Genomic DNA, 13219 nt, shown 5'->3' with positions numbered 1-13219 from the left:
CACTTGAAAACCGAGGTGTACCATGGCCAAAGCAACCGTCAAGAAACAAGCCGAATCGCAGAGTGTGGTCCTCGACGACGTCAAGGCTTACGCGCGTAAAATCTGGCTGGCCGGTCTCGGCGCATACAGCAAGGCGGGCCAGGACAGCGCCGAGATCTTCAAGGATCTGGTCAAGGCTGGCGAGGGCATCGAGAAGAAAGGCAAGAAGCTGGTCCATCAGCAGGTCGATGCGGCCAACTCGCAGATCGACTCGGTCAAGAGCAGCGTTTCCGGTGTGAAAGAGAAAGTCGAAGTTCAGTTGGACAAGATCGAGCAGAGCTTCGACAACCGGGTTGCCAGCGCGCTGAATCGCCTGGGCATTCCGTCCCATCAGGACGTTGCGGCACTCTCTGCTAAACTCGATCAGCTGAGCGCCGTGCTCGAGCAAGTTTCGCGTAATAAGTAAGGAGAACCACATGGTTACCAAGAAAACTGTTGCGAAGAAAGTTGGCAAAGAAGCGAACTCCTGGATCAGCGAGATCGAGAAATACTCGCGGCAAATCTGGCTGGCGGGCCTGGGTGCCTTTTCCAAGGTCAGCAAGGATGGCAACAGCTTGTTCGACGGCCTGGTAAAAGACGGCGAGAAAGCCGAGAAGCAAGCCAAGAGCGGCGTGACCAAGCAGGTTGACGCGGTCAAGACTTCGGTCGACAGCGCCAAGTCCAGGGTTGAAGAGGTCAAGGACAAGGCGGTTGGCAAGTGGAACGAGCTGGAAGAGGCCTTCGACAAGCGTCTGAACAGCGCCATTTCCCGCATGGGCGTACCGAGCCGCAACGAAGTCAAGGAACTGCACGCCAAGGTGGAAAGTCTGGCCAGGCAGATAGAGAAACTGACGGGTGTTGCGGTCAAACCGGTCAAGGCGGCGGCAGCCAAGCCAGCGGCCAAGGCTCCAGCAAGAGCTGCGGCCAAGCCCGCCGCCAAACCGGCGGCCAAGGCGCCAGCCAAACCGGTAGCCAAGCCTGCAGCCAAACCGGTGGTCAAGCCCGCAGCGAAACCGGCAGCGAAACCAGCAGCCAAGCCGGCAGCCAAGCCAGTGGCCAAGACACCGGTGAAAGCCGCAGCCAAGCCAGTTGCTGCGGCCCCGGCAGTTGCTCCGGCAGTGACGCCAACGGCAGCTTCCTGAGTCTGTCGCAATAAAAAACGCCCGGCATTGCCGGGCGTTTTTTATTGCGCGCGGTTCAGTTTTCCAGGAAGTGCCGCGCCAGCTTTTCCGCCCCCGCGCGCGAGTTCGGGGTGAGGTGCGGAATCACCAGCATCATCACCTGGAACACCACCAGGCGGGTCTCTCCGGGGCGGCCGAGGATGCGCTGGTAATCCAGCGAGAACAGCAGGGTCAGGGTGATCTGCTCGACCAGTTGGCCCAGCGCGGGGGTGTCACTTTCCAGGCGGCCCTCGGCCTTCAGTCGCGCCAGCATGGAGGCTTCGGTGCGCTTGAGTACATTCAGCCAGTCACGAATGGCCTTGCCCAGCTTTGGCAGGCGGCTGGCCAGATTGGACAGGTCGTGGAACAGGAAGCGGTAGTGGGCCAGATGCTCGACGATCAGCGAGATGAACAGCCAGTAGTCTTCGGCATCCAGCGTGATGTCTTCCGGCGGGTCGAGCAGCGCGGCCATCTCGCCCTGGAAGCGGCCAAGCAACTCCATGATCAGCGGTTCTTTGCCGTGGAAGTGGTAGTAGAGGTTGCCCGGGCTGATTTCGAGTTCGTTGGCAATTTCCAGTGTCGTTACGTTCGACTCGCCCTGCCGGTTGAACAGTTCAAGGGCGCATTCAAGAATGCGATCGCGGGTCTTCATGGCCTGCTCTGAGCTGAAAAAATGAGTTCAGACAATAGCGTGGGCAGCGGCTTACAGCCAGCAGCAAACGCATGCGCGGGCATTGCGCTTGCAGCTGATCCTAGAGCAGCAGGCGGACAACGCTGGCCGCCGGGTCGCGGGTACGTCCGGCATCGTGCAGCGCCTGCAGGTAATCGCGCCACAGCTGTTCCTGGCGGGTGGCCAGTTGGTACAGGTAGTCCCAGGTGAACAGGCCGCTGTCATGGCCATCGTCGAAGATCAGTTTCAACGCATAGTTACCCGCCGGCTCCAGCTTCAGCAGCGCCACCTCCTGTTTGCCGTACTGCAGGATCGGCTGGCCGTGGCCCTGCACTTCGGCGGAGGGCGAATGCACGCGGAGGAATTCGGCGCTCAGACTGTAGCGGGTGTCGCCATAGCGCAACTCCAGGGTTCTGGAAGCCTTGTGCAGCTTGATCTGACTGGGGATCTGCATGGCTGGAGCCTGTCTTTCGCAGGCGCAGAGCGGTTGCCCACCCTGTGCCGATCTGCCTAGAGGATGTAGCGCGAGAGATCTTCATCCATGGCGAGTTCGCCCAGATGACTGTTGACGTAGCTGGCATCGATCAGCAGCGGGATGCCATTCTGCTGGCTCGCCAGGTCGCCAGCACTGAAGGAGACTTCTTCGAGCAAGCGCTCCAGCAGGGTGTGCAGGCGTCGCGCCCCGATGTTCTCGGTCTTCTCGTTGACCTGCCAGGCAATCTCGGCAATGCGCTGGATGCCGCTTTCGGCGAACTCGATCAGCATGCCCTCGGTGGCCAGCAGCGCGCTGTATTGCTCGGTGAGCGAGGCGTGCGGCTCGCTGAGGATGCGCTTGAAGTCATTGGGGGTGAGCGCCTTGAGCTCGACCCGGATCGGCAGGCGGCCCTGCAGTTCCGGCACCAGGTCGCTGGGCTTGCTCAGGTGGAAGGCCCCGGAGGCGATGAACAGGATGTGGTCGGTCTTGACCATGCCCAGCTTGGTGTTCACCGTGCAGCCTTCGATCAGTGGCAGCAGGTCGCGTTGCACGCCCTCGCGGGAGACATCGGCGCCGCCGACGTTGCCGCGCTTGGCGACCTTGTCGATTTCGTCGATGAACACGATGCCGTTCTGCTCCACGGCTTCGAGGGCCCTGGCCTTGAGCTCGTCCTCATTGACCAGGCGCAGGGCCTCTTCATCGCGCACCAGCTTCAGCGCGTCCTGCACCTTGAGCTTGCGCGATTTCTTCTTGCCCTTGCCCATGCTGGAGAACAGGTTCTGCAGCTGGCTGGTCATTTCTTCCATGCCCGGCGGCGTCATGATTTCCACCCCGACCGGACTGTCAGCGACTTCGATGTCGATTTCCTTGTCATTCAGCTGGCCTTCGCGCAGGCGCTTGCGGAACAGCTGGCGGGTATTGCTGTCCTCATGGCGCGCCGGCTCATCGGCAAAGCCCTGGCGAGCGGGCGGCAGCAGGGCGTCGAGGATGCGCTCTTCGGCGGCATCTTCGGCGCGAAAGCGCACGCGCTGCATCTCTTCCTCGCGCAGCAGCTTGATCGCGGCATCGGCAAGGTCACGGATGATCGACTCGACATCGCGGCCGACATAGCCGACCTCGGTGAACTTGGTGGCTTCCACCTTGATGAACGGGGCACCCGCCAGTTTGGCCAGGCGGCGGGCAATTTCGGTCTTGCCGACGCCGGTCGGGCCGATCATCAGGATGTTCTTCGGCGTGACTTCCTGGCGCAGTTCGGCCGGCAGCTGCATGCGCCGCCAGCGGTTGCGCAGGGCAATGGCCACGGCGCGCTTGGCGTCATCCTGGCCGATGATGTGGCGGCTGAGTTCGTGCACGATCTCGCGGGGGGTCATGGGCATGTGCTGGGTCTCCAGGGCAGGCTGCGCTTACTCGGCGCAGTCCTGCTCTTCAATGGTCAGGTTCTGGTTGGTGAAGACACAGATGGAGCCGGCGATATTCAGCGCGGTTTCGGTGATTTCGCGGGCCGACAGGTCGGTCTTCTGCAGCAGGGCCATGGCTGCGGCCTGGGCGAAGCCGCCGCCGGAGCCCATGGCGATCAGGCCCAGCTCGGGTTCGACGACGTCGCCGTTGCCGGTGATGATCAGCGAGGCATCCTTGTTGGCTACCGCCAGCATGGCTTCCAGGCGGCTCAGCGAGCGATCGGTACGCCAGTCCTTGGCCAGTTCGACCGCCGCGCGCACCAGATGGCCCTGATGCTTTTCCAGTTGCCCCTCGAAGCGTTCGAACAGCGTGAAGGCATCGGCGGTGGCACCGGCAAAGCCGGCCAGCACTTCGCCGTGGTAAAGGCGGCGGACTTTCTTCGCGTTGCCTTTCATGATGGTGTTGCCAAGGGAAACCTGGCCGTCCCCGCCCATGACGACTTTGCCGTTGCGGCGAACTGAAACAATGGTGGTCAAGAGAAGCTGCTCCGCGCTGCGGGGCCGGGTGGCCCTTGTGCAGGAAGAGATGGGGCGATGCCGGCGGCTTTTCAACCGTGACGCGGAAAAACCCTGCTAGCGCGACTGGCGCTGCTGTAACAGCAGGTTGCCGAAACCGCTGGCGGCCAGGGATTTCTGCGCCTGGGCGAGCTGTTCGCGATTGGCGAACGGACCCACCAGCACACGATGCCAGACTTCCTCGCGCACGGTGCCGGACTCAACCTGGACGTTCTGTCCGAGCATGATGATCTGGGCCCTGACCTTGTCGGCGTCTTCGCGCTTGCGGAACGAGCCGGCCTGCAGGAAGAACTCGGTGGTCACCGGCGCCTTGGCCACCGTGGGCGGGGCTGGCGGAGTCTGCCCGTTGAGCAGGGCTTCCGCGCGGGCGGCGTCAAGCTTGGCGGCTTCGGCAGGCGTCAGCGGCTTGCTCGCCGGCTTCTCCGCGGTCAGAGCGTCGGGCGGGACTATGACTTCCGACTCCGGCAGCAGGGTGTAGAAGTCGTACTTCGGTTTCTGCGGCTCGGACTTTTTCGCCGCAGACACTTCGGTTTTCGGCTGGCGGCTGACGGCTTGTTCGGCCTTGTCGCGCTTGATCTCTTCGCGGCCGGGCTGCAGCTGCATGAGAAATACGATGAAGCCGCCTACCAGTAATCCGCAGGCCATCCACACCCAGCCGGGTACCGGTTTGCGGGGTGGCGGCTGGTAGCGGCTGGCGCCGCGCCTGGGCGTGGCGGTTTTTTTTCGGGTTGCCACTTACATGCGCTCCAGCGGCTGCAGGCCGAGGAGTTCCAGACCCTGCTTGAGGGTGCGGCCGGTCAGCGCGGCCAGGCGCAGGCGGCTGTTGCGCACGCTTTCGTCCTCGGCAGCGAGGATCGGGCAGTGCTCATAGAAGCTGGAAAACAGCCCGGCCAGGTCGTAGAGGTAGCTGCACAGGGTGTGCGGGGTGCCCTTGTCGGCGACGTTGTTGAGCACCTCGCCGAACTGCGCGAGCCTGGTGGCCAGGTCGATTTCCTGGGCGGCCCCGAGCTGGATCTGGCCGCCGACCTCGGCGAAGTCCTTGCCCAGCTTGCGGAACACGCTGGCCACGCGGGTGTAGGCGTAGAGCAGGTAGGGCGCGGTGTTGCCCTCGAAGCTGAGCATCTGCTCGAAGTTGAAGCTGTAGTCGCTGCTGCGGTGCTTCGACAGGTCGGCGTACTTCACCGCGCCGATGCCGACGGCGTGGCCGATCTGGCGCAGTTCGCTGTCGTCGAGTTGCGGATTCTTGCTCTTGACCAGCGCGTAGGCGCGTTCTTCGGCCTCGTCGAGCAGGTCGACCAGTTTTACCGTGCCGCCGTCGCGGGTCTTGAACGGGCGGCCGTCGGCGCCGTTCATGGTGCCGAAGCCCATGTGTTCGAGCTGCATGCCGGCATGCACGAAGCCGGCGCGGCGCGCCACCTCGAAGACCATCTGGAAGTGCAGGGCCTGGCGCTGGTCGACGAAGTACAGCGCGCGGTCGGCGTGCAGTACCTGGCTGCGGTAGCGCATCGCGGCCAGGTCGGTGGTGGCGTACAGGTAGCCGCCGCCGGCTTTCTGCACGATCACCGGCAGCGGGTTGCCTTCGGCGTTCTTGAATTCGTCCATGAACACGCACTGGGCGCCGTCGCTCTCGCTGAGCAGGCCCTTGTCGCGCAGGGCTTCGACGATGTCAGCCAGTTGGTCGTTGTAGGCACTTTCACCCTTGACGTCGGCCATCGACAGTTTCACGCCGAGGCGGTCGTAGACCTTCTGGCAGTGGGACAGGGAAATGTCGTTGAAGCGCTGCCACAGCCGCAGGCAGTTGGCATCGCCGGCCTGCAGCTGGACCACCAGTTCGCGGGCGCGCACGGCAAAGTTTTCCGACTCGTCGAAGCGCTGCTTGGCGGCGCGGTAGAACTGCTCGAGATCGGCCAGCCCGCTCTCGGCGGCAGCCGGGTTCTCTTCCAGGTAGGCCAGCAGCATGCCGAACTGGGTGCCCCAGTCGCCGACATGGTTCTGCCGGATCACGCTGTCGCCAAGGAACTCCAGCACGCGGGCCACGCCGTCACCGATGATGGTCGAACGCAGGTGGCCGACGTGCATTTCCTTGGCCAGGTTCGGCGAGGACAAGTCGACCACCACGCGCTGTGCCACACCGTTCTTGCGCACGCCGAGGCGGGGGTCGGCCAGTGCGGCTTCCAGGCGCTGGGCCAGGGCGTCGCTGTTCTGGAAGAAATTGAGAAAGCCCGGGCCGGCGATTTCCACCTTGCTGACCTGGCTGTCGGCCGGCAGCGCGGCGACCAGTTTCTCGGCCAGTTCGCGCGGCTTCAGCCCGGCCGGCTTGGCCAGCATCAGGGCGATGTTGCTGGCGAAGTCGCCGTTGCTCTTGTCCTTGGTGTTCTCCACCTGGATCACCGGGCTCAGCCCTGCGGGCAGCACGCCCTCGGCAGTCAGGCGGGTCAGGGCTTGCTGGATCAGGTGGCGAATGCTGTCTTTCATGGTGTGCTCTTGAGGCCGGCAGAACAGGCGGGCGTGATGCGGTGGAATAGCCGTGCATTATCCGTGGCGGCTTCGGGCTTGCCAACCGCCGTGTCAGGCTTCAGAACAGGTCGATCGGGTCGACATCCAGCGACCAGCGCACGCTGCGGTTGCCTGGCAGCTGTTCCAGCGCCTGCAGCCAGGGTGTCAGCAGGCGGTGCAGGCTGGCGCGACTGCCGGCTTGCACGAGTAACTGCGCGCGATGGCGGCCGGCGCGGCGCTCCATGGGCGCTGGAACCGGGCCGAGCAATTCGATGCCGGTAGTATTGCGCGCGGCCAGCAGGCGCTCGGCTGCGCCGCAGGCCGTGTCGAGAAACGCCTCGGCCTGGCCAGGTACGAGGGCATCGGCACGCAGCAGGGCCAGGTGGCTGAACGGTGGCAGGCCGGACGCACGCCGCTCGCTGAGGGCCTGTTCGGCGAAGGCGAAATAGCCCTGCTCGGTCAGCTGCACCAGCAGGGGGTGGTCGGCCAGGTGGGTTTGGATGATCACTCGCCCGGGCTCCTCGGCACGTCCGGCGCGCCCCGCCACTTGCACGATGAGCTGTGCCATGTGTTCGCTGGCGCGGAAGTCTGCGGAAAACAGCCCGCCATCGGCATCCAGGATCGCCACCAGCGTCACCCGCGGGAAGTGGTGGCCCTTGGCCAGCATCTGGGTGCCGACCAGGATGCACGGCTCGCCACGGTTGACGCGGTGAAACAGCGCGTCCATGGATCCCTTGCGCGCGGTGCTGTCGCGATCGACGCGCAATACCGGAACGTTTGGAAACAGGATGCCCAGGCGCTCTTCCGCGCGCTCGGTACCGGCGCCCAGCGGGCGCAGGTCGACCTTGCCGCAGTCGGGGCAGGCTTTGGGCTGGCGCTGGCTGTGGCCGCAGTGGTGGCAGCGCAGCTCGGCCGAGCGCTGATGCAGGGTCATGCGCGCGTCGCAGTGGCTGCACTGGCTGATCCAGCCGCAGTCATGGCACAGCAGGGTGGGGGCGAAGCCGCGGCGGTTGAGGAATACCAGCACTTGCTGGCCGGCCTGCAGGGTCTGTGCAATGGCTTGCTGCAGCGGTCCGGAAATGCCCGAGTCCAGCGGCCGGCTCTTGATGTCCAGGCGCAGGAAGCGCGGTGGTCGCGCCCCGCCGGCGCGCTGGGTCAGGCGCAGCAGGGCGTAGCGGCCGCTGTGGGCATTGTGCAGGCTTTCCAGCGAAGGGGTGGCCGAGCCGAGCACGATCGGGATGTTTTCCTGTTGTGCGCGCACCAGGGCCAGGTCGCGGGCGTGATAGCGCAGGCCTTCCTGCTGTTTGTAGGAGGCATCGTGTTCTTCGTCGACGATGATCAGGCCGGGATTCTTCATCGGCGTGAACAGCGCCGAGCGGGTACCGATGATGATGTCGGCGTCACCGTCGCGGGCGGCCAGCCAGGCATCCAGGCGCTCGCGGTCGTTGACGGCCGAATGCAGCAGCACGATGCGCGCATTGAACCGGCGGGTGAAGCGCTCCAGGGTCTGCGGCCCCAGGTTGATTTCCGGGATCAGCACTAGCGCCTGCTTGCCGGCCGCCAGGGTCTGGTGGATCAGTTGCAGGTAGACCTCGGTCTTGCCGCTGCCGGTGATGCCGGCCAGCAGAAAGGCGTTGAAGCTGTCCAACCCGGAGCGGATGGCCGTGCAGGCGCTGAGTTGTTCGGCATTCAGTGGCAGCTCCGGCTGGGCCAGCCAGCCGCCGTGATGCCGGTGAACTGTGCTGTGGCGTACCTCGAGCTCGACCAGGCCTTTCTCCTGCAGCAGTTCGAGGCTGTCGCGGTTCAGCTGCAGCTGGCCGAGCAACTGCTGGGCCACCCCGTGCGGGTGCTGCGCCAGCGTCTGCAGGGCGCTGCGCTGGCGCGGCGCCCGCTGCAGGCGCGGATCATTCGGGCTGGCATCGGCGGCGACTTTCCAGAAGCGCTCCTGGCGCAGTTCGGCGGGCTCGCCCTGGCGCAGGAGTGCCGGCAGGGCCCAGCTGAACGTGTCGCCGAGGCTGTGCTGGTAGTACTGGGCGGTCCAGCGGCACAGCTTGAGCATGCTTGCCGGCAGCGCGGAGCGGCTGTCGAGCAGCTGCAGGGCAGGCTTGAGTTTCTCTGCTGGAACCTCGCTATGGTCACGCAGTTCGACCAGTATTCCGATGACTTCGCGCCGGCCGAACGGCACCCGCAGGCGCATGCCGGGCTGCAGATCCTGGCGCGACAGGCCCGCGGGGGCGCGATAGTCGAACAGGCGGCGCAGCGGTGATGGCAGGGCGAGGCGCAGAATGAGGTCGGGCAATACGGGCTCCGTAGTGGCAGTGGCGGTTGGCGATTATCCGCGGCGTTCAGGTTGAGCGTGACCCTGCGCAGCATTGTACGTCCCGGGTCGGCTTGGCCTATTCTCGCCGGATAAGGCCGGGCGGGGGAGGCTGATTGTGGATGCAGCGGATTCTGCCGGATTTTTCGCCGTATATCGCCCCGCCGCGCGGGCGGCTTGCATCGGCAATGCGCTCTGGTATGATCCGCCGCCTGTTTACGTGCGGTGTTCGACATAGGGTCGGATGGCGGCACGCCAGACTCGAGGAATTGCACATGAAAGCCGATATCCATCCGAATTACGTCGAAATCGATGCTACCTGCAGCTGCGGTAACGTGATCAAGACCCGCTCCACCCTGGGCAAGAGCCTCAGCATCGACGTATGCAACGAGTGCCACCCGTTCTACACCGGCAAGCAGAAGGTGCTCGACACCGGCGGCCGTATTGATCGCTTCAAGCAGCGTTTCGGCGTGTTCGGCACCAAGTAACTGGCCGAATGAGCAGGAAAGACTTACGGGTTTTTTCGCAGCTGATAAAAAAGGCGTCCGTGATGGGCGCCTTTTTTATTGGTTTGCTGGGCTGCATCGCCGCTCAGGCGTCCTGCCCGTTGCCCGGCAAGCTGCCGACTTATCGCGTCGAGCGGGTGGTCGACGGCGACACGCTGCGGCTGATGGATGGGCGCAGTGTCCGGCTGGTCGGGCTGAACACGCCTGAACTCGCGCACCAGGGGCGACCTGTGCAGCCATTTGCGCATCAGGCGCAGCAGCGCTTGCAGCAATTGGTGGTGGCCAACGACAGCCAGGTGGCCCTGCAAGTCGGTGTGCCGGCGAAGGATCACTATGGCCGCACGCTGGCGCATGTCTATGATCGCCAGGGCCGCAACCTGGAGCAGCAACTGCTGGCGGAGGGGCTTGGATATCAGGTGGCGTTTGCTCCGGAAACCGCCCTGGTGGATTGTCAGCGCGCGGCCGAGCGCCAGGCGCGCCAGTCCGCGCGCGGTCTGTGGCGTCGGCCGGATATCCTGGCGCCGGGCCAGGTGCGCGCAGGCGGCTTTGCCCTGATTCATGGCCAGGTGCTGAAGATCGAGCGCAATCGTGGCGGACTCTGGCTTGATCTGGGCAGTTCGCTGGTTTTGCAGGTGAAGCCGAAACTCTTTTCGCAGTTCGATATCCAAGCCTTGCAGAAGCTGTCCGGCCGCGAAGTGGAGGTGCGTGGCTGGGTGGTCGATCGCGCGCGTCGTGGCCAGACAAGGCCGGGTCAGGCGCGCTGGTTATTGTCGCTAACATCTCCGGTCATGCTCGAGGTTTTGCAATGAACATACGTGTTGTTCTGGCTTTGTTGTGCGCCGTGGCCGGGATATCGGGCTGCGCGGTCAATCCGGTGACCGGCAACAGCGATTTTGTGATGATGACCGAGCAGCAGGAGCTCAGCCTGGGTCGGCAATCGTACCAGCAGGTGCTCAAGCAGTACCCGATTTACCAGGACGAGAAGCTGCGTGCGTATGTCCAGCAGGTCGGTGAAAAGCTCGCCAGCAATAGTCATCGCAGCAATCTCCAATACCAGTTCTTCGTCGTCGACAGTGCTGACATCAATGCCTTTGCCCTGCCGGGCGGCTACGTGTTCATCAATCGCGGGCTGCTTGCCTACCTTAATTCAGAGGCGGAGATGGCCGCGGTGCTCGGCCACGAGATCGGCCACGTCACCGCCCGTCACGGCGTGCGCCAGCAAAGCCAGGCACAGGCCTGGAATATTCTCGGTCAGGCGGTTGCCATCGGCACCGGAGTCGGGGCGGCCGGCGACCTGACCAATGTGCTGGGCAATGCCATTGTCACTGGCTACGGCCGCGACATGGAACTGGAGGCTGACGGGCTGGGTGCCCAGTATCTGGCACGCAGTGATTACAACCCCGAGGCGATGATCGAGGTTGTCGAAGTGCTCAAGACACAGGATGACTTTGCCCGCGACCAGGCGCAGAAGAACGGCCAGCCGGTTAAAGCGTCCGGTTATCACGGCCTGTTCGATACCCATCCGGATAACGATACCCGGCTCAAGCAGGTAATCGGTCCGGCCCGGGCGCTGGCCAGTGGCCAGCAGCTGGAAAACCGCCAGGCCTTCCTCAAGCATCTCGAAGGCCTGCCGTTGGGCGACTCGGCCGAGCAGGGCGTGCGTCGGGGACAGCAGTTTTTCCATGCCGGGCTCGACTTCACCCTGGGTATCCCGCAAGGCTGGGAGCTGCTCAATCGCCCTGATGCGGTGGTTATCCACACCGCGGATCAGCAAGCCTTCGTTGCCCTGAAGATGGGTGAGTTCGACGCGCGCCTGACGCCCGAAGAAATGCTCAGGAAGCAGGTCGGCGATCAACGTCTGGCCATGCAGGAGAGTTTTCAGCGTGACGGGCTTTCCGGGGTCACGGCGGTTATCCCCGGCCAGCCGGCGCGACGGGTGGCGCTGATTGTGAAAGGCCAGCAGGTCTACATGTTCATTGGCGTGGTCAAGGCACCAGGCTCGCTGGAAAGCGAGGACAATCAGTTTATGGCGGTGATCAACAGTTTCCGGGCGTTGACCGCGAAGGAGAAAGCCCTGGCTCAGCCGGTGCGGATCCATGTGGTGCAGGTCAAGCCGGGAGAAACGCTGGAAAGCCTGGCCGGGTCAGCCGACCTTCCGGGCGACAAGGTGGCTCGCATTCGCCTGCTGAATGGCCTTTATCCGAGCGGAGAAGTTGCGCCCGGAAGTATGCTCAAGCTGGCTCGCTAGGCCAGCCCTCGCTTGTTAGGTCAGGGTGTATTGGTTATTCTCGCCTGCCCGCTTTACCCATGCGCATAAAGAATGGTGTCGCCAAAATGACTGATCTGAAAACCGCCGCCCTCGAATATCACGCCCAGCCTCGTCCGGGGAAATTGAGTGTTGAAGTGACCAAGCCAACGGCTACCGCCCGCGATCTGGCACTGGCTTATAGTCCGGGTGTCGCAGAGCCTGTGCGCGAGATTGCCCGCGATCCGGAGCTGGCCTACAAGTACACCGGCAAAGGCAATCTGGTGGCAGTGATTTCCGATGGCACGGCAATTCTGGGTCTGGGGGATCTCGGGCCGCTGGCTTCAAAGCCGGTCATGGAAGGCAAGGGCGTCCTGTTCAAGCGCTTTGCCGGGATTGATGTATTCGATATCGAGGTCGATGCAGAAAGTCCGCAGGCGTTCATCGACACGGTCAAGCGCATTTCCATCACTTTCGGCGGGATCAACCTCGAGGATATCAAGGCTCCCGAGTGCTTCGAGATTGAGCGCGCTCTGATCGAGCAGTGCGACATCCCGGTCATGCACGATGATCAGCATGGCACGGCTATCGTGACGGCGGCCGGCATGCTCAACGCGCTGGAAATCGTTGGCAAGAAATTGCCGGAAGCCAGGATTGTCTGCCTGGGCGCTGGTGCTGCCGCCATATCCTGCATGAAGTTGCTGGTGAGTGTGGGCGCACGCATCGAGAACATTTTCATGTGCGACCGCAAGGGTGTGATTCATTCGGGGCGGGATGACCTGAACCAGTACAAGGCGGTGTTTGCCCATGAAACCGACAAGCGCACCATGAGTGATGCGCTCGAGGGCGCTGATGTGTTTGTCGGTCTGTCCGGTCCGAATCTGCTGTCCGCCGCAGATCTGCAGCGCATGGCCGTGAACCCGATCGTCTTCGCCTGTTCCAATCCGGACCCGGAAATCAAGCCTGAACTGGCTCACGCGACGCGGCCGGATGTGATCATGGCTACCGGGCGCTCGGATTACCCGAATCAGGTCAACAATGTGCTGGGCTTCCCCTTCATCTTCCGGGGCGCGCTGGATGTGCGCGCCAAGCGTATCAACGAAGAAATGAAGATCGCTGCCGCGCTGGCTCTGCGTGATCTGGCGAAGCTGCCGGTTCCGCAGGAAGTCTGCGATGCGTATGGCGGTGCCAAGCTGACCTTCGGTCGCGAATACATCATTCCGAAGCCAATGGACGCACGGTTGATTACCGTTGTAAGCGATGCGGTCGCCAAGGCGGCCATCGAGTCCGGCGTGGCAACCCTGCCTTATCCGAAGAACTACCCAATCAAAACGGTGGACGATGTGTTCAACGGCTGAC

The 13219-nt window shown here is 63.5% G+C and carries 12 protein-coding genes and 1 pseudogene; 6 read left to right on the top strand and 7 right to left on the bottom strand.

Features of this window, described 5'->3' with window-relative positions:
- Nucleotides 1–22 precede the first annotated feature (22 nt).
- Nucleotides 23–445, top strand: a complete 423-nt coding sequence (locus ISX93_RS07420) for a phasin family protein (RefSeq protein ID WP_195778082.1) — start codon at nt 23–25, stop codon at nt 443–445.
- A 10-nt stretch (nt 446–455) separates the two neighbouring features.
- Nucleotides 456–1157, top strand: a pseudogene (locus ISX93_RS07415) (phasin family protein); the annotation flags it as partial.
- 58 nt (nt 1158–1215) lie between these two features.
- Here ISX93_RS07415 and ISX93_RS07410 read toward each other — a convergent pair.
- From ISX93_RS07410 to ISX93_RS07380, 7 genes are all read right to left on the bottom strand, one after another.
- Nucleotides 1216–1830: a TetR/AcrR family transcriptional regulator gene (locus tag ISX93_RS07410; RefSeq protein ID WP_195778080.1), complete on the bottom strand. Its 615-nt coding sequence runs from the start codon at nt 1828–1830 to the stop codon at nt 1216–1218.
- A gap of 100 nt (nt 1831–1930) precedes the next feature.
- A complete protein-coding gene (locus ISX93_RS07405; protein WP_195778079.1) occupies nt 1931–2302 on the bottom strand; it encodes a gamma-butyrobetaine hydroxylase-like domain-containing protein in 372 nt (123 codons plus the stop codon).
- Nucleotides 2303–2358: 56 nt separating this feature from the next.
- Complete coding sequence (hslU, locus tag ISX93_RS07400) at nt 2359–3699, bottom strand: ATP-dependent protease ATPase subunit HslU (RefSeq protein WP_195778078.1); 1341 nt, start codon at nt 3697–3699, stop codon at nt 2359–2361.
- Nucleotides 3700–3726: 27 nt separating this feature from the next.
- On the bottom strand, nt 3727–4257 hold the full coding sequence (gene hslV, locus ISX93_RS07395) for an ATP-dependent protease subunit HslV (protein ID WP_195778077.1): 531 nt from the start codon (nt 4255–4257) through the stop codon (nt 3727–3729).
- Nucleotides 4258–4353: 96 nt separating this feature from the next.
- A complete protein-coding gene (locus ISX93_RS07390) occupies nt 4354–5031 on the bottom strand; it encodes an SPOR domain-containing protein (RefSeq protein ID WP_195778076.1) in 678 nt (225 codons plus the stop codon).
- Nucleotides 5032–6771, bottom strand: a complete 1740-nt coding sequence (argS, locus tag ISX93_RS07385; protein WP_195778075.1) for an arginine--tRNA ligase — start codon at nt 6769–6771, stop codon at nt 5032–5034.
- A gap of 100 nt (nt 6772–6871) precedes the next feature.
- Nucleotides 6872–9091 carry a primosomal protein N' gene (locus ISX93_RS07380; protein WP_195778074.1) on the bottom strand — a complete coding sequence of 740 codons (2220 nt, stop codon included), beginning with the start codon at nt 9089–9091 and terminating at the stop codon, nt 6872–6874.
- A gap of 293 nt (nt 9092–9384) precedes the next feature.
- Here ISX93_RS07380 and rpmE point away from each other — a divergent pair, with 293 nt between their 5' ends.
- The 4 genes from rpmE to ISX93_RS07360 all read left to right on the top strand — a co-directional run bounded on the left by rpmE (nt 9385) and on the right by ISX93_RS07360 (nt 13218).
- Nucleotides 9385–9597: a 50S ribosomal protein L31 gene (gene rpmE / locus ISX93_RS07375; RefSeq protein ID WP_090196816.1), complete on the top strand. Its 213-nt coding sequence runs from the start codon at nt 9385–9387 to the stop codon at nt 9595–9597.
- A gap of 62 nt (nt 9598–9659) precedes the next feature.
- Nucleotides 9660–10424 carry a thermonuclease family protein gene (locus tag ISX93_RS07370; RefSeq protein WP_229732103.1) on the top strand — a complete coding sequence of 255 codons (765 nt, stop codon included), beginning with the start codon at nt 9660–9662 and terminating at the stop codon, nt 10422–10424.
- On the top strand, nt 10421–11863 hold the full coding sequence (locus ISX93_RS07365; RefSeq protein WP_195778072.1) for a M48 family metalloprotease: 1443 nt from the start codon (nt 10421–10423) through the stop codon (nt 11861–11863). Before ISX93_RS07370 ends, ISX93_RS07365 begins: the two co-directional genes overlap by 4 nt.
- An 86-nt stretch (nt 11864–11949) precedes the next feature.
- Nucleotides 11950–13218, top strand: a complete 1269-nt coding sequence (locus ISX93_RS07360) for a malic enzyme-like NAD(P)-binding protein (RefSeq protein ID WP_195778071.1) — start codon at nt 11950–11952, stop codon at nt 13216–13218.
- Nucleotide 13219 lies beyond the last annotated feature (1 nt).

It is taken from the genome of Pseudomonas sp. N040, assembly GCF_015637705.1.
GTDB lineage: Bacteria > Pseudomonadota > Gammaproteobacteria > Pseudomonadales > Pseudomonadaceae > Aquipseudomonas.
Note: the sequence above shows the minus strand (reverse complement) of the source record. Positions and strands in the feature narration are given on the sequence as shown.

Excerpts from the sequence above, each read along its gene's own strand:
- ISX93_RS07420 (WP_195778082.1), top strand. The coding sequence starts at position 23 with ATGGCCAAAGCAACCGTCAAGAAACAAGCCGAATCGCAGAGTGTGGTC.
- ISX93_RS07410 (WP_195778080.1), bottom strand. The coding sequence starts at position 1,830 with ATGAAGACCCGCGATCGCATTCTTGAATGCGCCCTTGAACTGTTCAAC.
- ISX93_RS07405 (WP_195778079.1), bottom strand. The coding sequence starts at position 2,302 with ATGCAGATCCCCAGTCAGATCAAGCTGCACAAGGCTTCCAGAACCCTG.
- hslU (WP_195778078.1), bottom strand. The coding sequence starts at position 3,699 with ATGCCCATGACCCCCCGCGAGATCGTGCACGAACTCAGCCGCCACATC.
- argS (WP_195778075.1), bottom strand. The coding sequence starts at position 6,771 with ATGAAAGACAGCATTCGCCACCTGATCCAGCAAGCCCTGACCCGCCTG.
- rpmE (WP_090196816.1), top strand. The coding sequence starts at position 9,385 with ATGAAAGCCGATATCCATCCGAATTACGTCGAAATCGATGCTACCTGC.
- ISX93_RS07370 (WP_229732103.1), top strand. The coding sequence starts at position 9,660 with ATGGGCGCCTTTTTTATTGGTTTGCTGGGCTGCATCGCCGCTCAGGCG.
- ISX93_RS07365 (WP_195778072.1), top strand. The coding sequence starts at position 10,421 with ATGAACATACGTGTTGTTCTGGCTTTGTTGTGCGCCGTGGCCGGGATA.
- ISX93_RS07360 (WP_195778071.1), top strand. The coding sequence starts at position 11,950 with ATGACTGATCTGAAAACCGCCGCCCTCGAATATCACGCCCAGCCTCGT.